Source organism: Streptomyces sp. NPDC002785, from assembly GCF_040295565.1.
GTDB lineage: Bacteria > Actinomycetota > Actinomycetes > Streptomycetales > Streptomycetaceae > Streptomyces.
Window position 1 is genome coordinate 15,825 of sequence record NZ_JBEOVN010000064.1, and the last position, 18,321, is coordinate 34,145.

Genomic DNA, 18,321 nt, shown 5'->3' on the forward strand with positions numbered 1-18,321 from the left:
CCCCCAGTCCGTCATCGCCAGTTTTCCCGGAGGCCCGACGCCGTGACCAAGCCGCCCTTTACGCACCTTCACGTCCACACCCAGTACTCGCTGCTGGACGGTGCCGCGCGGCTCAAGGACATGTTCGCTGCCTGCAACGAAATGGGCATGTCGCACATCGCGATGACGGACCACGGCAACCTGCACGGGGCGTACGACTTCTTCCATTCGGCGCAGAAGGCGGGCGTGACGCCGATCATCGGGATCGAGGCGTACGTCGCTCCGGAGTCGCGCAAGCACAAGCGGAAGATCCAGTGGGGCCAGCCGCACCAGAAGCGGGACGACGTCTCCGGTTCCGGTGGTTACACCCACAAGACGATCTGGGCGTCGAACGCGACGGGGCTGCACAACCTCTTCCGGCTGTCCTCGGACGCGTACGCCGAGGGCTGGCTGCAGAAGTGGCCCCGTATGGACAAGGAGACCATCGCCCAGTGGTCCGAGGGCCTGATCGCCTCGACCGGCTGCCCCTCGGGCGAGGTGCAGACGCGACTGCGGCTCGGCCAGTTCGACGAGGCGGTCCAGGCGGCCTCCGACTACAAGGACATCTTCGGCGCGGACAAGTACTTCCTGGAGCTGATGGACCACGGCATCGAGATCGAGCGCCGGGTCCGTGACGGCCTCCTCGAAATCGGCAGGAAACTGAACATCCCGCCGCTGGTGACCAACGACTCGCACTACACCTACGCGCACGAGGCCACCGCGCACGACGCGCTGCTGTGCATCCAGACCGGCAAGAACCTCTCCGACCCGGACCGCTTCCGCTTCGACGGCACCGGCTACTACCTCAAGACGACCGAGGAGATGTACGGCGTCGACTCCTCCGACGCCTGGCAGGAGGGGTGCGCCAACACCCTGCTGGTGGCGCAGCAGATCGACACCGCCGGCATGTTCGAGAAGCGCGACCTGATGCCGAAGTTCGACATCCCGGACGGCTACACGGAGATCACCTGGTTCCAGGAAGAGGTCCGCGTCGGCATGAACCGGCGCTTCCCGGGCGGTGTCCCCGAGGACCGGCAGAAGCAGGTCGAGTACGAGATGGACATCATCATCCAGATGGGGTTCCCGGGGTACTTCCTGGTCGTCGCCGACTTCATCATGTGGGCGAAGAACAACGGCATCGCGGTCGGCCCCGGCCGAGGCTCCGCCGCCGGCTCGATCGTGGCGTACGCGATGGGCATCACCGACCTCGACCCGATCGAGCACGGGCTGATCTTCGAGCGGTTCCTCAACCCCGAGCGCGTCTCCATGCCCGATGTCGACATCGACTTCGACGAGCGTCGGCGCGTCGAAGTGATCAGGTATGTGACGGAGAAGTACGGCGCCGACAAGGTCGCCATGATCGGCACATACGGAAAGATCAAGGCGAAGAACGCCATCAAGGACTCCGCCCGCGTCCTCGGCTACCCGTACGCGATGGGCGACCGGCTCACCAAGGCCATGCCCGCCGACGTCCTCGGCAAGGGCATCGACCTCAACGGCATCACCGACCCCAAGCACCCGCGCTACAGCGAGGCGGGCGAGATCCGGGGGATGTACGAGAACGAGCCGGACGTCAAGAAGGTCATCGACACCGCGAAGGGCGTCGAGGGCCTGGTCCGGCAGATGGGTGTGCACGCCGCGGGCGTCATCATGTCCAGCGAGCCGATCGTCGACCACGCCCCGATCTGGGTGCGGCACACCGACGGCGTCACCATCACGCAGTGGGACTACCCGCAGTGCGAGTCGCTCGGCCTGCTGAAGATGGACTTCCTGGGCCTGCGCAACCTCACCATCATGGACGACGCCGTGAAGATGGTGGAGTCCAACAAGGGCGTCAAGCTGGACCTGCTCGGCCTCCCGCTGGACGACCCCAAGACGTACGAGATGCTCTGCCGCGGTGACACGCTCGGCGTGTTCCAGTTCGACGGCGGCCCGATGCGCTCCCTGCTGCGCCAGATGCAGCCCGACAACTTCGAGGACATTTCCGCCGTCTCGGCCCTGTACCGGCCGGGCCCGATGGGCATGAACTCGCACACGAACTACGCCGAGCGCAAGAACGGCCGCCAGGAGATCACCCCGATCCACCCGGAGCTGGAGGAGCCCCTCAAGGAGGTCCTCGGCCTCACCTACGGCCTGATCGTGTACCAGGAGCAGGTGCAGAAGGCCGCCCAGATCGTCGCCGGATACTCGCTCGGCGAGGCCGACATCCTGCGCCGTGTGATGGGCAAGAAGAAGCCCGAGGAGCTGGCGAAGAACTTCGTCCTCTTCGAGGCGGGGGCCAAGGAGAAGGGCTTCTCCGACGCCGCGATCAAGGCCCTGTGGGACGTGCTGGTCCCGTTCGCCGGATACGCGTTCAACAAGGCGCACTCCTCGGCGTACGGCCTGGTCACCTACTGGACCGCGTATCTCAAGGCGAACTACCCCGCCGAGTACATGGCGGCGCTGCTGACCTCGGTCAAGGACGACAAGGACAAGTCGGCCGTCTACCTCAACGAGTGCCGTCGTATGGGCATCAAGGTGCTGCCGCCCAACGTCAACGAGTCGCTGTCGAACTTCGCGGCCCAGGGCGACGACGTGATCCTCTTCGGCCTCACGGCCGTCCGCAACGTGGGGCAGAACGTCGTCGACTCGATCATCCGGTGCCGCAAGGCGAAGGGGAAGTACAGCGCCTTCCCCGACTTCCTGGACAAGGTCGAGGCGGTCGTCTGCAACAAGCGCACCGTCGAGTCGCTGATCAAGGCCGGCGCCTTCGACGAGATGGGCCACACCCGCAAGGGCCTGGTCGCCCACCACGAACCGATGATCGACAACGTGGTGCAGGTCAAGCGCAAGGAGGCCGAGGGACAGTTCGACCTCTTCGGCGGCATGGGCGAGGAGGAGAGCGACGAGCCGGGCTTCGGACTCGACGTGGAGTTCTCCGACATCGAGTGGGAGAAGTCCTACCTGCTGGCCCAGGAACGCGAGATGCTCGGCCTGTACGTCTCCGACCACCCGCTCTTCGGTCTGGAACACGTGCTGTCCGACAAGGCCGACTCCTCGATCTCCCAGCTGACAGGCGGGGAGCACGGCGACGGCGCCATCGTCACCGTCGGCGGCATCATCTCCGGCCTGCAGCGCAAGATGACCAAGCAGGGCAACGCCTGGGCCATCGCCACCGTCGAGGACCTGGCCGGATCCATCGAGTGCATGTTCTTCCCCGCCACCTACCAGCTGGTCTCCACCCAGCTCGTCGAGGACACCGTCGTCTTCGTCAAGGGACGCCTCGACAAGCGGGAGGACGTGCCCCGGCTCGTCGCCATGGAGATGCAGGTCCCCGACATCTCGTCGGCCGGCACCAACGCCCCCGTGGTCCTGACCATCCCCACGGTCAAAATCACCCCGCCGATGGTCAGCCGCCTCGGCGAGGTCCTCAGCAACCACCGGGGCGACACCGAAGTGCGGATCAAGCTCCAGGGCCCCCGCAAGACCACGGTGCTCCGGCTCGACCGGCACCGGGTGAAGCCCGACCCGGCGCTCTTCGGTGACCTGAAGGTGCTGCTCGGACCGTCCTGCCTGGCCGGCTGAGACGGTTCACGGCCGACGTACAGGAGGGGCGCCCCGCGAAAGCGGGAGCGCCCCTCTCGGCCACCCGGCTCGCGGCCGGACCGGAGACCTGCCCGGTCAGTTGTGGCCGAAGCGCCGCTGGTGCTTACGGGCAACATCAGCAGGGCTGCCCTGGGCTTGCGACTGAGGCTGTATCTGCGACTCGTAAGCAGTCGATTGGGCCTCTTCCGCACCGCGCTCCGGACCGGCCGCGCGGTTCTGTCGGCTGCTCTGCTTGCGGTTCTTGTTCTTGGCCATGGTGTTCCTCCTCAGGGGACTCTCGGGCCAGGACCGCGTTCAGATTCACATAACGGCATAAAGCGTGCATGTTGGATCATTACCGTGCGTAGTGAGGGGGTATGATGCGCCGTTTTCCGGATCCGCCACGCCGATGATCGAGTTCCGGCCGTCAACCCCTGCGCGGTCGGGCAGACTCGAAGGAAACCCTTGGCAAAGACCACACCCGAACTTCTGGAAGAGGGTGGAACGCGTGGACCGTTGCGTCGTCCTGGTGGACGCCGGTTACTTGCTGGGCGCAGCCGCGAGTCTGCTGGCTGGGGAGCCCACCCGTTCCCGCATCACCGTCGACCACGCGGCCCTCATCCGGGGCCTGCGCGAGCTGGCAGAGGCCGATACGCAGCAGCCGCTGCTGCGTATCTACTGGTTCGACGGCGCCCCCGACCGTGTACCGCAGCCCGAGCACCGCAGACTTCGTGTGATGCCCCGGGTGACCGTCCGGCTCGGCGCTCTGACCCGCAGTGACGGGCGCTGGGCGCAGAAGGGCGTCGACGCCGCGATGCATGCCGAGCTCACCGAACTGGCCAGGAACCGGGCCTGCTCCGACGTGGTGCTGGTGACCGGTGACGGCGATCTGCTGCCCGGCCTGATGTCCGCCAAGGAACACGGCGTCGCCGTCCATCTGTGGGCCGTCCAGGCCGCCGACGGCGACTACAACCAGTCCGAGGACCTGGTCGCCGAGGCCGACGAACGAAGGGTGCTCGACCGGGTCTGGATCACCCAGGCCGTACGGGCCAAGGAGACCGGCGGCGTCTGCGCCCCGCCGCCCGCGCCACGGCCGGAGATCGCCGCGATCCTCTCCGCACCGCTGCCCGAGGCTGCCCTGGCCGCCTCCGCCGAGCGGGCATCGGAGGCCCAGGCGGCGGCGGAACGCAACGGAGCGGTCCCGCCGCCCGAGGAGAGTGCCGCCGACGACCGGCCCGGCCACGGCGCAAAAGGCGTCCCCACCCCCAAGGACCTGGCGGGCAGCCTGCGCGGCCCCGGCACCCAGCCCGCCCAGCCGTCGCCCGCCGGCGCCACTCTGCGCTGGTCCTCCGACAAGGGCTGGATGGAGCGTGGCGGACCGCTGGGCGAGCCCGCAGAAACCGCGTCCCTGCCGACGCTGGCCCAGCTCACCAGCGCCGAGCAGCGCTGGGCGGACCGCGAGGAGGACATCACCACCGTCGGCGGCGACCCCTTCGAGGTGGGCCAGGTCTTCGCCCGGCGCTGGATGGAGCGGCTGCCGGAGACCGCCCATCTTCAGAAGCTGTCGACCATGTATCCGCGCATCCCGCACCGCATCGACGGCGAACTGCTGCGGTACGCGGCACGGTTCGGCCTGCTCGCCCACAAGGACGACCAGATCGACGAACACGACCGCTACGCGATCCGGGCCGGATTCTGGCGGGAGATCGATGTACGGGCCGCAGCGGAACACGCCCCGGCGGTGGAGTGAACGAGCCCGTCCGGCGACTGACGGAACAAGGGTCCCGCGGCCGGGCAACCCGGCCGGCGATCGCGGCGTCGACGCCCGACCGGAATGGCCCCGGGCGTAATACGGGGCATCCGACCCCGTACTCTCGTACCTCGTGAGTACGGGCACAGCACAGGCGCAGACGGCGACCGGGACCGTGTGCGCGGTGCGTGATCTGGTCAAGACCTATCCCGCCGCCCGCAGCCGCCGCGGTGCACCCGCCACACCCGAGGTGCGCGCCACCGACGGGATCAGCCTGGATGTGCGGCGCGGCGAGATCTTCGGACTTCTCGGCCCCAACGGCGCCGGAAAGTCCACCCTCGTACGGCAGCTCACCGGGCTGATGCGACCCGACTCCGGCAGCGTCACCATGCTGGGCCACGATCTCGTACGCCATCCCGAGCGGGCCTCCCGGCTGATCGGGTACCTCGGGCAGGAGTCCACCGCACTCGACGAGCTGACCGTCTCGCTCGCCGCCGAGACCACGGGACGGCTGCGCGGCCTCGCGGTACGGGACGCCCGCGCCGAGCGCGACGCCGTACTCGACGAACTCGGCCTCACCGAGATCGCGGGACGCCCCCTGAAGAAGCTCTCCGGCGGACAGCGGCGGCTCGCCTGCTTCGCGGCCGCGCTGGTCGGCGAGCGGCCGGTGCTGGTGCTGGACGAGCCGACGACCGGCATGGACCCCGTCGCGCGGCGCGCCGTCTGGGCCGCCGTCGACCGACGCAGGGCCGAACGCGGCACGACGGTGCTGCTCGTCACCCACAACGTCATCGAGGCCGAGACGGTCCTCGACCGGGTCGCAGTGATCGAACGCGGCAAGGTCATTGCCTGCGACACCCCCACCGGGCTCAAGGAACGTGTCGCGGGCGAGGTCCGGGTCGAGCTGGTGTGGCGCGAAAGGGCGCCCCTGGACGTGCCCGAGGTGGCCGCGCTGCGCGGCTCGGCCCAGGAGTCCGGGCGGAGCTGGGTGCTGCGGCTCGGTCCGGACGAGGCACGGGCGGCGGTCGCCGCGGTGACCAGCGGCGCGGCCTTTGCCGCACTCGACGACTTCACTCTGGCGACGCCCAGCCTGGAGGACGTCTATCTTGCGCTCGGCGGGGACGCGACCAAGGGGCTGGTGAAGTCATGACCGGGACGGGCTGGGCGACCGGGCAGCCAGCGGACAGGAGCAGCACCAGGTGACGAGCATCGTTCCCGCGCAGGCGGTGGCCGGTACGGCCGGTACCGCCGGTGACGGCCGTACCGGCCACGAGGGAGCCGGGCCCGCGCCGCTCGCGCCGCGGGCCCGGCTGTTCCCCTCGCTCGCGGCCGTCTACCGCGCCCAGCTGTCCAGGGCCAGGGTCGCCCGTATCCCGCTGCTCTTCGTCGCGACCTTCCAGTCCGTCGGCATCATGGTGCTGATGCGCGGGGTCGTCGACGGCGGCTCCGAGGCGCGCGCCGTTGTCGCCGGATCCAGTGTCCTCGTGGTGGCCTTCGTCGCGCTCAACCTGCTCGCCCAGTACTTCGGGCACCTGCGGGCAGGCGGCGGGCTCGACCACTACGCCACCCTGCCGGTGCCGCCTGCCGCGGTGGTGCTCGGTGCGGCCGGGGCGTACGCCTCCTTCACCGTGCCCGGCACGATCGTCACGGCAGTGGCGGGGAGCGTGCTGTTCGGACTGCCGCTGACGCATCTGTGGGTGCTCGTCGCCGTCATCCCGCTCTCCGGGGCGGCGCTCTCCGGGCTCGGTGCCGCGATGGGGCTGCTCGCTCCCCGGCAGGAGCTGGCCACGCTGCTCGGGCAGCTGGGCATGTCCGCGGCGTTGCTGCTCGGCGTCCTGCCGGCCGACCGGCTGCCCGGGCCGATCGGCTGGGCCCGCGATCTGCTGCCGTCGACGTACGGTGTCGAGGCGTTCTCCCGGTCCTTCGACGCCCACCCCGACTGGGCAATTGTTGCACTGGATCTCGCGGTCTGCGCCGTCGTCGGCGTCCTCTCGCTGGCTGCGGCCACCTGGGCGTACCGCAGGGCAGCGGTCCGGTGAGGCGCGGCACAAGAACGCCTGGCACGATGGCAAGGTGACCGCACCCCTGACGCCGCCTCACCAGCCCTCGTCCAACGGCCCCTGGCAGACCCCGCCGAAATGGGGTGGTCCCGGTGGTCCCGGTGGTCCGGGCGGCTTCCACTCCGGCAGCGTGCCGGAGCCGCAGGAAGAGCGGGATCTCCGGTCGGATCTGCGGCGGGCCGCTGTTGTCACCGTTCTCGTGACCGTCGCGGGCATCGGGCTCGGACTTCTCTGGCTGTGGCTGGCGCCGCGGGTTCCGCTGATCTCCGACAGCACGGCCGTCTTTCTCAGCGACAGCGAGGGCGAGGAGGCGATCGGCGCCGACGGTACGTTCGTGCTGCTGGCACTGGCATTCGGTGCTCTCTCCGCGGCACTGGTCTTCTTGTTCCAGCGGCGTGGCGGAATTGCCCTGGTGGTGGGGCTGGCGCTGGGCGGGCTGCTCGGTTCGCTGCTGGCCTGGCGGCTGGGGGTGTGGCTCGGGCCGGACCAGGACGTGGTCGCGCACGCGCGAGCGGTCGGCAAGGGAGTGGTCTTCGACGCGCCGCTTCAGCTGCGGGCGAAGGGGGCGTTGCTGGCGTGGCCGCTGGGGGCGATGGCGGTTCATCTCGGGTTGACGGCGTTGTTCGGGCCGCGGGATCCGGAGCCGGAGTGGGGTGTGTTTCCGGGGTGGGCCGCGGGTGGGCCTGTGCCGGGGGCGGGGGCTCCGGGGGCGGGATCGCCCGCAGGCGGGGGTGCGCCGCCGGCTGAGTCCTAGGATGCGGGGTGGGCCGCTGCGGGGGGCTTGTCCCCTACCCCCGGCCGATCTCCGCGAACACCGCCTCCGTGAGGGACGCCAGATCCGTGGGGGACAGTTCGACCTCCAGGCCGCGGCGGCCCGCCGAGATGCAGATTGTTTCGTGGGACTGTGCCGACGCGTCCACCACCGTACGCAGTCGCTTCCGCTGACCCAGGGGGGAGATGCCGCCCCGTACGTAGCCGGTGGTGCGTTCTGCTGCTGCCGGGTCGGCCATGGCGGCCCGTTTGCCGCCCACCGCGGAGGCCAGGGCCTTGAGGTCCAGGGAGCCGGCCACCGGAACGACCGCCACGGTGAGTGTGCCGTCGACGTCCGCGACCAGGGTCTTGAAGACCCGGTCGGGGGAGACACCCAGGGCCTCGGCCGCCTCCTCGCCGTAGGAGGCCGACGCCGGGTCGTGGTCGTAGGAGTGGACGGTGAACGCCGTACCGGCCGCGGTCAGCGCGACCGTTGCCGGGGTGCCGCCGGACTGTTGCTTCTTCGGCTTCTTCGCCACGGGGAAGGGTCCTCGGGTCCGTCGTCAGTCAGTTGGGGTGGGTCGGGGCACGCGTCAGGTCCACCGCGGGCAGGGACGGCAGATGCCGGATGACGGCGGTCTCGGAGCGCAGCAGCGTCAGCTCCTCGCGGAGCCGGGTCGCGGTGTCGGGTGCCTGGAGCAGCCGCTGCTTGCACGGGATGTCGAGTACGGCCGCCGCCGCGACCAGGTAGGAGACCACGGAGGGGTCGTCGGGCAGGTCCGCACCCGTCGTCAGGGAGCGTTCGCTCGCCCCGGCCAGCCGTTTCTGGTAGCTGCGGAACGCCCGCAGGACGCCTTCGGCGAGTGCGCCGGCCTCCTCGCCGGGTTCCTCGTCCAGCTCTTCGAGTTCGGCCGTCAGATAGGGGCCACTCGCGTCGACGGAGAGCAGCTTGACCCGGGTGGTGCCGGTCGTCAGGACCTCGAAGCTGCCGTCCGGCCGTTCCCGGATCTTCGCCGCGTCGGCGATGCAGCCGACCCGATGGAAGGTCTGGATCGGGTCGGGGCCGAAGCCGTCCGAAGGACCGCGCTCGGCGGGGCTGCTCACCGCCTCCGGCATTCCGGCGGCCGTCGGGGCGATCTCGCGACCGTCGCGGATCGCGACCACGGCGAAGCGGCGGGGTTCGCCGACGTCGGTCTTCAGCAGCTCGCGCATCATGGCGCGATAACGCTCTTCGAAGACGTTCAGCGGCAGCACGAGGCCGGGGAACAGCACCGCGTTCAGCGGGAACAGAGGCAGGCGAGCGGTGGTCACAACGGTCAAGCGTAATGGCCGCGGGGCCGGCCTCGGTCGGCCCGGCCCACCAAGGGCGTCGCGCAGGCCATCCGGAGCAGCGCGTCGTTCCTCGCGTCGAGGAACCGGCCGAGCGGATCGTCGGAGACCGACGACCACGGGAACGACGCCGCATGGGGTCCGATCTGCCGGAACTGTTCCAGCGCCTCGTCCCAGCGGCCCCGCGCGACCAGCACGAACGCCAGCAGGTTGCGGACCTCGGCGGGCCAGGGATCGCCGGGCGCGAACGAGGCGGACAGTGTGATCGCCAGATCCGCCGCCGCGTCGATCCGTTCCTCCTGCACCGAGGTGATCCGTACGATCGGGCCCTCGATCAGCAGGGCGAAGGCGGCCCGCAGCGGCAGCGCCTGCACCAGCGAGCTGCGCAGTGAGTCCTCGGCGGCCCGCTCGGCGAAGTCGAAGCACTCCCGGTGCGAGCCGTACCAGGCGGCGGAGAGGTACCGCAGCGCCGCGACATGGCAGCCGTAGTGGTGCGAGGAGCGCTGGATCGCTTGTTCCCACAGCGCCTCGAACATGGTGTGCGTGGCATGGGTGCCGCGCGCATGGTCGAGCGCGAGCCGCCACGGCACCGGGTCACGGGGATCACTCTCGGCCGCCGCGGTGATCAGCGGTCCCACCTCGCGCAGCTGCTCTGCGCGGACGGGCGACTCCCAGGCCCGGCGGACCGCCAGCTCGGCCTTGACGAGCAGTGCGTCCGGGTCGTGCGGCGCGGTGGCGAGCCAGTCGGTCAGCCATCCGTCGCGATTGCGGGCGAACGTGACGAGCCGGCTGAGGTAGCGGTCCCGGTTCTCCCACTCGGCGCCGTCCCGGGTGGTGGCGAGGAGTTTCGCGGCCGGTTCGTACTCCCCGAGGGCGGCGGCGACGAGCGCCGGGGAGAGCCGCTCGTCGGGGGCGTCGAGCAGCACCGCGTCGTCCGCCGGCAGTCCGGCGGGCCCCTGCGGGGAGTGCCGGATCGGGCGCGCGGTACGGAGCAGAGCGCGAAGGAATGACATGGTGCGGACCATTAAAAGCGCTGGTCGGGACGGCGCCAGGGGGGCGCTGTGAAGCTTTCGTGCCGAGTGAATGGGTTGTATCGGACGGGGTCAATAAAAGGTAAAGAAAGGTGGGGAATCTGGCTTGTTACCACCGATCCGGGCATCGGTCTCCGATACTTCGGCCGTGGCTCGGCAGGTCGTTCGACCATGGCCTCCGGCCGCGCGACGGCCACTGGGTACATGGGCTTCGGCCGGTCGGACGGTCGGTCGTCCGGCCGGCCGTGGCCGGATTCCGGTCAGCCCCGGCGCAGCAGCCGTGAGGCGCCCGCCGCGACCGTCGTGGCGAGTATCCAACCCAGCAGGACGAGCATGGCCGCCGCCCACTGCCAGCCGCCCTCCACCCGCCAGTAACCGTCCTGGCCGAGATTGATGACCGGCACCAGCAGATCGAGTGCGTACAGCGCCGGGTTCCACTGCGGATGCTCATCCTGTTTGATCGCCGCCGGAGCGTGCTGGGAGAAGGCCAGCGCACCCGCCGCCCACAGCACCGCCATCCACACCGCGGCCCGCCCCGGCCGGTAGCCGTACGCCACCGTCCAGTCCTGGAGGAAGCCCCAGAGCTTCGCGGCGGGCGGCAGCGTCTCGCGGCGCCGCCGCTGCTTGGCCAACAGCACTTCGCGAGCGTCCGCGTCCTCCCCGCAGTTGCGCAGCACCGTGGCGAGGCGCTCGTACGGCTCCGGTACGTACTCCGGGGTCGCCGCCGACACCCACTCCAGGCGCCGGGAGAGGGGGAAGTGTCCGTACGGGACGAGGTTCTCGTACACGAAACCGCCCATCGCCAGACCGCCGGGGCCCGGCCAGCTGGTCGACACATCGATCAGCGTGACGACCCTCGCGCCGTTCAGTACGACCCGGCCCTCCTCCGGCCGCTCGGCGTTGAACCGCAGCTCCGGGGTGACGATCCGGCGCAGCGACAGCTCCTCGTGCCGGGCCAGTACGAACCGTGCCTTGTGCAGATCGACCGCGTCGCCGAAGCGTCCGTCGTCCAGGCGTACCCCGCCGCGGCACTCGAAGATCTGCGAACGCATACCGCGCGCCGGGGTCGGGGCCACGGCGATGCCGTACGGGGGAGTGGTGCCCTGGTTCCCGCTGTCGATGCTCACCCACGCCTCGCTCATGTACAGCGTCCGCTCCACGGTCAGCTGAGGGGCGTTCAGCGCGCGCCGCCCCGCCCTGCCCCGCAGTCGGCTCCCGCGCAGACTCAGCGAACCGCCGACCTTCGCCCCGCGCAGACTCAGCTCGCCGCGCGCCTCGACCATCTCCGCCTGCAGGTCCTGGGCGACCGCCAGCCCGTCAGCGGCCAGGGCTCGCCCGCCCCGGTCGGGGCCGATCTCGATCTGGTTGATCAGCAGATCGGTGCCGATCTGTGCGTCGGTGAGCCGGATCCCGCGCTTGATGCGGCAGCGCGGCAGATGCAGATCGCCCTCGGTGCGCAGCCGGGCCGCCTCCAGCCGCGGCATCGCGCAGCCGACCATCCGCAATGTCGTGAAATGGCATTCGGGCAGCACCACCTCGCTCTCGAAGCGACAGCCGGTCAGCTCGACGTACGGCGCGACGCGCCCGCCCGCGAGATCCAGCGTCCCCGTGATCCGTACACCCCGGAGCTTCAGCGCGGCGACCCGGCCGGGCCGCGGCGGTGGCCCGGACAGCAGCAGCCGGGCGACGACGCGCCCGTCCACACTGCGCTCCGGTCCCCAGACGCGCGGCGCGAACGGATCGTCCCGCGCCGGGTCGCGGGTCCGCAGATCGTAGGTACTGCCGTTCCGGAAGGCCTGCCACATGCCCAGCTCGGCCGCGCTGAGGCCGTCCGGGAAATCGCCGTCGTGCGGTTCGGTCACGGTTGCCCCTTCCGCTCGGAGCTGTTCTTCCCTCTGAGTGACGACGTGAACACTATTGGTCAGCAGTGATGGCCGGGGCATGTATCAGCCGGTGATATGGCCGGGACATGTATCAGCCAGTGATACGGGCGACCGGACGTCGGAGGCGGTCTGCGAGAATTGCGGTGTGATCTCTCGAATCGATCTGCGCGGCAACGCCCTCCCCGAGGGCGGAGCCCTGCGCGACCTGCTGCCCCGTGCCGAGTTTGACGTGGAAGCCGCCCTGGAGACGGTGCGGCCCATCTGCGAGGACGTACGCCATCGTGGCTCGGCGGCAGTGATCGAGTGGGGGGAGAAATTCGACGGCGTACGGATCGACTCGATCCGCGTTCCCGCCGCGGCGATCGCCGAGGCGCTGGAGCGGCTCGACCCCGCCGTACGGGCCGCCCTCGAGGAGTCGATCCGCCGCGCCCGCCTCGTCCACCGCGAGCAGCGCCGCACCACGCACACCACCCAGGTCGTCCCCGGCGGTACCGTCACCGAGAAGTGGGTGCCGGTCGAGCGCGTGGGGCTGTACGTGCCGGGCGGGCGCTCCGTCTACCCGTCGTCCGTCGTCATGAACGTCGTACCGGCCCAGGAGGCGGGCGTCGAGGGCATCGCCGTCGCGTCCCCGCCGCAGAAGGACTTCGGCGGCCTGCCGCACCCGACCATCCTCGCCGCATGCGCCCTGCTCGGCGTCGACGAGGTGTACGCGGCCGGCGGCGCCCAGGCCGTCGCGATGTTCGCGTACGGAACGGCCGAATGTCTTCCGGTGAACCTCGTCACCGGCCCCGGCAACATCTATGTCGCCGCCGCCAAGCGCCTCCTCAAGGGCCGGATCGGCATCGACGCCGAGGCGGGCCCCACCGAGATCGCGATCCTCGCCGACTCCACCGCCGACCCGGTGCACGTCGCCGCCGACCTGATCAGCCAGGCCGAGCACGACCCGATGGCCGCCGCAGTCCTCGTCACCGACTCCGAGGAGCTGGCCGCGGCCACCGAGGCCGAGCTGAAGCCGCAGGTCGCCGCGACGAAGCACGTCACCGACCGGATCGAGCCCGCGCTGGCCGGCCGCCAGTCCGCGATCGTCCTGGTCAACGACCTGGAGGACGGCCTCAAGGTCGTCGACGCGTACGCCGCCGAGCACCTGGAGATCCAGACCGCCGACGCCGCCGCGCTCGCCGACCGGGTCCGCAACGCCGGGGCGATCTTCGTCGGCCCGTGGGCTCCGGTGTCGCTCGGCGACTACTGCGCCGGCTCCAACCACGTCCTGCCCACCGGCGGCTGCGCCTGCCACTCCTCGGGCCTGTCGGTGCAGTCCTTCCTGCGCGGCATCCACATCGTCGACTACACGCGCGACGCGCTCGCCGAGGTCACCCACCATGTCGTGACCCTCGCCGAGGCGGAGGACCTCCCCGCCCACGGCGCCGCGCTCAAGGCCAGGTTCGGCGGAGAGGTTCCGCAGCAGTGACGAACAGCAACACCACGCCGACGACACGGATCGACGATCTCCCGATCCGCGACGAACTGCGCGGCAAGTCCCCGTACGGGGCCCCGCAGCTCGACGTACCCGTGCGGCTGAACACCAACGAGAACCCCTACCCGCTGCCCGAGGCGCTCGTCGACCGGATCGCCGAGCGCGTCCGCGAGGCCGCCCGTAGCCTCAACCGCTACCCCGACCGGGACGCCGTCGAGCTCCGTACGGAACTGGCCCGCTACCTCAGCCGCACCGCCGGGCACGAGGTCACCATCGCCAACGTCTGGGCGGCCAACGGCTCCAACGAGGTGCTCCAGCAGCTGCTGCAGACCTTCGGCGGCCCCGGGCGCACCGCGATCGGCTTCGAGCCCTCGTACTCCATGCACGCCCTCATCGCCCGCGGCACCGGCACCCGCTGGATCTCCGGACCGCGCAACGAGGACTTCACCATCGACGTCGAGGCCGCCCGGAAGGCCATCGCCGAACACCGGCCCGACGTCGTCTTCATCACCTCGCCCAACAACCCCACCGGCACCGCCGTCGACGCCGAGACCGTACTCGCGCTGTACGAGGCGGCCCAGGCGGCCAAGCCGTCGATGGTCGTCGTCGACGAGGCGTACGGCGAGTTCAGCCACCACGCCTCGCTGCTCCCGCTGATCGAGGGCCGGCCGAACATGGTGCTCTCGCGCACCATGTCGAAGGCGTTCGGCGCCGCCGGACTGCGTCTCGGTTACCTCGCCGCCGACCCGGCCGTCGTCGACGCGGTCCAGCTGGTGCGGCTGCCGTACCACCTGTCCTCCGTCACGCAGGCCACCGCGCTCGCCGCCCTGGAGCACACGGATACGCTGCTCGGATACGTCGCCCAGCTCAAGAGCGAACGCGACCGGATCGTCACCGGGCTGCGCGCGCTCGGCTACGACGTCACCGACTCGGACGCCAACTTCGTCCAGTTCGGCCGCTTCGCCGACAGTCACACCGCCTGGCAGCAGATCCTCGACCGGGGCGTCCTGGTCCGGGACAACGGCGTACCGGGATGGCTGCGGGTCTCCGCGGGCACCCCGGCAGAGAACGACGCGTTCCTCGATGCGGTACGCGAACTTAAGAAGGAGCACGACGCATGAGCCCCCGCGTAGGCCGCGTGCAACGCACCACCAAGGAAACCTCGGTGCTCGTCGAGATGAACCTCGACGGCACCGGCAAGGTCGATGTGTCGACCGGGGTCGGTTTCTACGACCACATGCTCGACCAGCTCGGTCGGCACGGACTCTTCGACCTCACGGTCAAGACCGACGGTGACCTGGACATCGACTCGCACCACACCATAGAGGACACCGCCCTCGCGCTCGGTGCCGCGTTCAAGCAGGCCCTCGGCGACAAGGTCGGTATCTACCGCTTCGGCAACTGCACCGTCCCGCTGGACGAGTCGCTGGCCCAGGTCACCGTCGACCTGTCCGGCCGTCCGTACCTGGTGCACACCGAGCCCGAGAACATGGCGCCCATGATCGGCGCGTACGACACGACGATGACCCGGCACATCCTGGAGTCCTTCGTCGCCCAGGCGCAGATCGCCCTGCACGTCCACGTGCCGTACGGGCGCAACGCCCACCACATCGTGGAGTGCCAGTTCAAGGCGCTCGCCCGCGCCCTGCGCTACGCCAGTGAGCACGACCCGCGCGCTGCCGGAATTCTTCCTTCCACGAAGGGCGCGCTGTGACAGGCCTCAACACCATCCTGATCCTGGTCGGCCTCTTCCTGGCCGGCGGGGTCTACTCCTTCTCGAAGCAGAAGATGCCCAGGGGAGTCATCGTCCTGCTCGGGCTCGCTTCCGTGATGTGCCTGGTCGCAGGCGTCATGCGGATCCAGGGACTCTGGGACTGAGGTACGACTTGTGAGCGACAAGCAGAAGAGCGGCAAGAAGAAGGTCGTCGTCTTCGACTACGGCTTCGGCAACGTCCGCTCCGCCGAGCGAGCCCTCGCCCACGTCGGCGCGGATGTGGAGATCACCCGCGACTACGACAGGGCGATGAACGCCGACGGGCTGCTGGTGCCCGGCGTCGGTGCGTTCTCCGCCTGCATGGAGGGGCTGAAGAAGGCCCGCGGTGAATGGATCATCGACCGCAGGCTCTCCGGAGGCCGCCCCGTCATGGGCATCTGCGTGGGCATGCAGATCCTCTTCGAGCGTGGCATCGAGCACGGCGTGGAGACGGAGGGGCTGGACGAATGGCCCGGCACCGTCGCCCCGCTGAAGGCCCCGATCGTCCCGCACATGGGCTGGAACACCGTGCGATCCCCCGAGGACTCCCAGCTCTTCGCAGGTCTCGGCCCCGAGGCCCGGTTCTACTTCGTGCACTCCTACGCCGTGCACGACTGGAGCCTGGAGGTCACCAACGCCAAGATCCGCGCGCCCCGGGTCACCTGGGCCACCCACGGCGAGCCGTTCGTCGCGGCCGTGGAGAACGGCGCCCTGTGGGCCACCCAGTTCCACCCCGAGAAGTCCGGCGACGCCGGCGCCCAGCTGCTGACCAACTGGATTGAGACGCTGTAATGCCGAAGCTTGAACTCCTCCCCGCCGTCGACGTCCGCGACGGCCAGGCCGTCCGTCTCGTCCACGGCGAGTCCGGCTCCGAGACCTCCTACGGTGACCCGCTGCAGGCCGCCCTCGCCTGGCAGCAGGCGGGCGCCGAATGGCTGCACCTCGTCGACCTGGACGCCGCGTTCGGCACCGGTGACAACCGGGAGCGGATCGCCGAGGTCGCCCGCTCCATGGACATCAAGGTCGAGCTCTCCGGCGGCATCCGCGACGACGCCTCGCTCGCCGCCGCCCTCGCCACCGGCTGCACCAGGGTCAACCTGGGCACCGCCGCCCTGGAGACCCCTCAGTGGGTCGCCAAGGTCATCGCCGAGCACGGTGACAAGATCGCCGTCGGCCTCGACGTCCGCGGCACGACGCTGCGCGGTCGCGGCTGGACCCGAGACGGCGGCGACCTCTACGAGACGCTCGCCCGCCTCGACTCCGAGGGCTGCGCCCGCTACGTCGTCACCGACATCGCCAAGGACGGCACGCTCCAGGGCCCCAACCTGGAGCTCCTGAAGAACGTCTGCGCCGCCACCGACAAGCCCGTCGTCGCCTCCGGCGGTGTCTCCTCGCTGGACGACCTGCGGGCCATCTCCTCGCTCGTCCCGGACGGTGTCGAGGGCGCGATCGTCGGCAAGGCGCTGTACGCGAAGGCGTTCACCCTCGAAGAAGCACTGCAGGTGGTCTCCGGATGACCGACTCCGTCAACCGCATCTCCTCCGGAGCCCCCTGGGAGGACAAGTTCGGCTACTCGCGCGCGGTCGAGCTGTCCAACGGTCTTGTCCTGGTCGCCGGCTGCACGTCGATGGTCAACGGGCAGATCTCCGCGGGCGGCCCGTACGAGCAGGCCGTCACCTCCTTCAAAGTCGCCTTCGACGCGCTGAAGCAGGTCGGTCTGGGCCGTGAGGACGTCGTCCGTACCCGGATGTACATCACGCACGCCCGGGACGTGGACGAGGTCGGCCGCGCCCACAAGGAGCTCTTCGACGACGTCCGCCCCGCCGCGTCGATGGTCATCGTGTCCGGTTTCGTGGACCCGAGCCTGGTCGTCGAGGTCGAGGTCGAGGCGTACCGGGCAGGTGCGCGGTGACTCTCGCGGTACGCGTCATCCCGTGCCTGGACGTCGACAACGGCCGGGTCGTCAAGGGCGTCAACTTCCAGAACCTGCGCGATGCGGGCGACCCCGTCGAGATGGCGAAGCTGTACGACGCCGAGGGCGCCGACGAGCTGACCTTCCTCGACATCACCGCGTCCAGCGGCGACCGGGAGACCACCTACGACGTGGTGCGCCGCACCGCCGAGCAGGTCTTCATCCCGCTCACGGTCGGCGGCGGCGTCCGCACCGCCGACGACGTCGACAAGCTGCTGCGGGCCGGTGCGGACAAGGTCGGCGTCAACACCGCGGCCATCGCACGCCCGGACCTCATCCGGGAGATCGCCGAGCGCTTCGGCCGCCAGGTCCTGGTGCTCTCCGTGGACGCCCGGCGCACGGCCGCGGGCACCTTCGAGGTCACCACGCACGGCGGCCGCAGGGGCACCGGCATCGACGCCGTCGAATGGGCGCACCGGGCCGCCGAGCTGGGCGCGGGCGAGATCCTGCTCAACTCGATGGACGCGGACGGCACCAAGGACGGCTACGACACCGAGATGATCGCGGCGGTACGTCAGCATGTGACCGTCCCCGTCATCGCCTCCGGTGGCGCCGGCCGGCTCGCGGACTTCGCGCCCGCCATCGCGGCGGGGGCCGACGCGGTACTCGCCGCGTCCGTCTTCCACTTCGGCGATCTGCGGATCTCCGAGGTCAAGGACGCTCTCAGGGAGGCCGGACACCCGGTCCGCTGACCGCTGCACTCATCGATCGCCGGACGGAGCCGAGTAATCGGCTCC

General features: G+C 70.1%; 18 protein-coding genes. 13 read left to right on the plus strand and 5 right to left on the minus strand.

The window, feature by feature from the left end; genetic code table 11:
• Positions 1-42: 42 nt before the first annotated feature.
• Complete coding sequence (dnaE, locus tag ABTZ94_RS17450) at positions 43-3,582, plus strand: DNA polymerase III subunit alpha (RefSeq protein ID WP_351201931.1); 3,540 nt, start codon at positions 43-45, stop codon at positions 3,580-3,582.
• 96 nt (positions 3,583-3,678) lie between these two features.
• Here dnaE and ABTZ94_RS17455 read toward each other — a convergent pair whose 3' ends face one another.
• Complete coding sequence (locus ABTZ94_RS17455) at positions 3,679-3,858, minus strand: hypothetical protein (protein WP_351201932.1); 180 nt, start codon at positions 3,856-3,858, stop codon at positions 3,679-3,681.
• A gap of 223 nt (positions 3,859-4,081) precedes the next feature.
• On the opposite strand from ABTZ94_RS17455, the gene ABTZ94_RS17460 reads away from it, so the two are divergent.
• From ABTZ94_RS17460 to ABTZ94_RS17475, 4 genes are all read left to right on the plus strand, one after another.
• Positions 4,082-5,332: an NYN domain-containing protein gene (locus ABTZ94_RS17460; protein ID WP_351201933.1), complete on the plus strand. Its 1,251-nt coding sequence runs from the start codon at positions 4,082-4,084 to the stop codon at positions 5,330-5,332.
• Positions 5,333-5,507: 175 nt separating this feature from the next.
• Positions 5,508-6,482, plus strand: coding sequence for an ABC transporter ATP-binding protein (locus ABTZ94_RS17465; protein ID WP_351201948.1), 975 nt, complete (start codon positions 5,508-5,510; stop codon positions 6,480-6,482).
• 76 nt (positions 6,483-6,558) lie between these two features.
• Entirely contained in the window at positions 6,559-7,371 is an 813-nt protein-coding gene (locus ABTZ94_RS17470) for an ABC transporter permease (RefSeq protein WP_351201949.1), read from the plus strand.
• 34 nt (positions 7,372-7,405) lie between these two features.
• Positions 7,406-8,146 (plus strand): ABC transporter permease, encoded by a 741-nt coding sequence (locus ABTZ94_RS17475; protein WP_351201934.1) that lies wholly within the window; start codon positions 7,406-7,408, stop codon positions 8,144-8,146.
• A gap of 34 nt (positions 8,147-8,180) precedes the next feature.
• Here ABTZ94_RS17475 and ybaK read toward each other — a convergent pair whose 3' ends face one another.
• The 4 genes from ybaK to ABTZ94_RS17495 form a co-directional block, all read right to left on the minus strand.
• On the minus strand, positions 8,181-8,681 hold the full coding sequence (gene ybaK, locus ABTZ94_RS17480) for a Cys-tRNA(Pro) deacylase (RefSeq protein ID WP_351201935.1): 501 nt from the start codon (positions 8,679-8,681) through the stop codon (positions 8,181-8,183).
• A 28-nt stretch (positions 8,682-8,709) separates the two neighbouring features.
• Complete coding sequence (locus tag ABTZ94_RS17485) at positions 8,710-9,453, minus strand: LON peptidase substrate-binding domain-containing protein (protein WP_351201936.1); 744 nt, start codon at positions 9,451-9,453, stop codon at positions 8,710-8,712.
• Positions 9,454-9,458: 5 nt separating this feature from the next.
• A complete protein-coding gene (locus tag ABTZ94_RS17490; RefSeq protein WP_351201937.1) occupies positions 9,459-10,496 on the minus strand; it encodes a hypothetical protein in 1,038 nt (345 codons plus the stop codon).
• Between the two features lie 266 nt (positions 10,497-10,762).
• The gene (locus ABTZ94_RS17495; RefSeq protein ID WP_351201938.1) at positions 10,763-12,364 is read right to left on the minus strand and encodes an oxidoreductase; all 1,602 of its coding nucleotides are present in this window, start codon (positions 12,362-12,364) and stop codon (positions 10,763-10,765) included.
• Positions 12,365-12,530: 166 nt separating this feature from the next.
• Here ABTZ94_RS17495 and hisD point away from each other — a divergent pair, with 166 nt between their 5' ends.
• Genes hisD through hisF form a run of 8 tightly spaced genes read left to right on the plus strand, consistent with a single transcriptional unit; the run spans position 12,531 to position 18,276 of the window.
• Entirely contained in the window at positions 12,531-13,853 is a 1,323-nt protein-coding gene (gene hisD / locus ABTZ94_RS17500) for a histidinol dehydrogenase (RefSeq protein ID WP_351201939.1), read from the plus strand.
• A complete protein-coding gene (locus ABTZ94_RS17505) occupies positions 13,850-14,980 on the plus strand; it encodes a histidinol-phosphate transaminase (RefSeq protein ID WP_351201940.1) in 1,131 nt (376 codons plus the stop codon). Before hisD ends, ABTZ94_RS17505 begins: the two co-directional genes overlap by 4 nt.
• Complete coding sequence (hisB, locus tag ABTZ94_RS17510) at positions 14,977-15,573, plus strand: imidazoleglycerol-phosphate dehydratase HisB (RefSeq protein ID WP_351201941.1); 597 nt, start codon at positions 14,977-14,979, stop codon at positions 15,571-15,573. Before ABTZ94_RS17505 ends, hisB begins: the two co-directional genes overlap by 4 nt.
• Positions 15,570-15,737, plus strand: coding sequence for a CG2302 family histidine operon protein (locus tag ABTZ94_RS17515; protein ID WP_351201942.1), 168 nt, complete (start codon positions 15,570-15,572; stop codon positions 15,735-15,737). The genes hisB and ABTZ94_RS17515 overlap by 4 nt, the downstream gene beginning before the upstream one ends.
• Positions 15,738-15,747: 10 nt before the next feature.
• A complete protein-coding gene (hisH, locus tag ABTZ94_RS17520) occupies positions 15,748-16,404 on the plus strand; it encodes an imidazole glycerol phosphate synthase subunit HisH (protein WP_351201943.1) in 657 nt (218 codons plus the stop codon).
• A complete protein-coding gene (gene priA / locus ABTZ94_RS17525) occupies positions 16,404-17,129 on the plus strand; it encodes a bifunctional 1-(5-phosphoribosyl)-5-((5-phosphoribosylamino)methylideneamino)imidazole-4-carboxamide isomerase/phosphoribosylanthranilate isomerase PriA (RefSeq protein ID WP_351201944.1) in 726 nt (241 codons plus the stop codon). The genes hisH and priA overlap by 1 nt, the downstream gene beginning before the upstream one ends.
• Positions 17,126-17,524: a RidA family protein gene (locus ABTZ94_RS17530; protein WP_351201945.1), complete on the plus strand. Its 399-nt coding sequence runs from the start codon at positions 17,126-17,128 to the stop codon at positions 17,522-17,524. Before priA ends, ABTZ94_RS17530 begins: the two co-directional genes overlap by 4 nt.
• Positions 17,521-18,276, plus strand: a complete 756-nt coding sequence (hisF, locus tag ABTZ94_RS17535) for an imidazole glycerol phosphate synthase subunit HisF (RefSeq protein ID WP_351201946.1) — start codon at positions 17,521-17,523, stop codon at positions 18,274-18,276. Before ABTZ94_RS17530 ends, hisF begins: the two co-directional genes overlap by 4 nt.
• Positions 18,277-18,321 lie beyond the last annotated feature (45 nt).

Excerpts from the sequence above, each read along its gene's own strand:
- ABTZ94_RS17490 (WP_351201937.1), bottom strand. The coding sequence starts at position 10,496 with ATGGTCCGCACCATGTCATTCCTTCGCGCTCTGCTCCGTACCGCGCGC.
- ABTZ94_RS17455 (WP_351201932.1), bottom strand. The coding sequence starts at position 3,858 with ATGGCCAAGAACAAGAACCGCAAGCAGAGCAGCCGACAGAACCGCGCG.
- ABTZ94_RS17530 (WP_351201945.1), top strand. The coding sequence starts at position 17,126 with ATGACCGACTCCGTCAACCGCATCTCCTCCGGAGCCCCCTGGGAGGAC.
- hisB (WP_351201941.1), top strand. The coding sequence starts at position 14,977 with ATGAGCCCCCGCGTAGGCCGCGTGCAACGCACCACCAAGGAAACCTCG.
- priA (WP_351201944.1), top strand. The coding sequence starts at position 16,404 with ATGCCGAAGCTTGAACTCCTCCCCGCCGTCGACGTCCGCGACGGCCAG.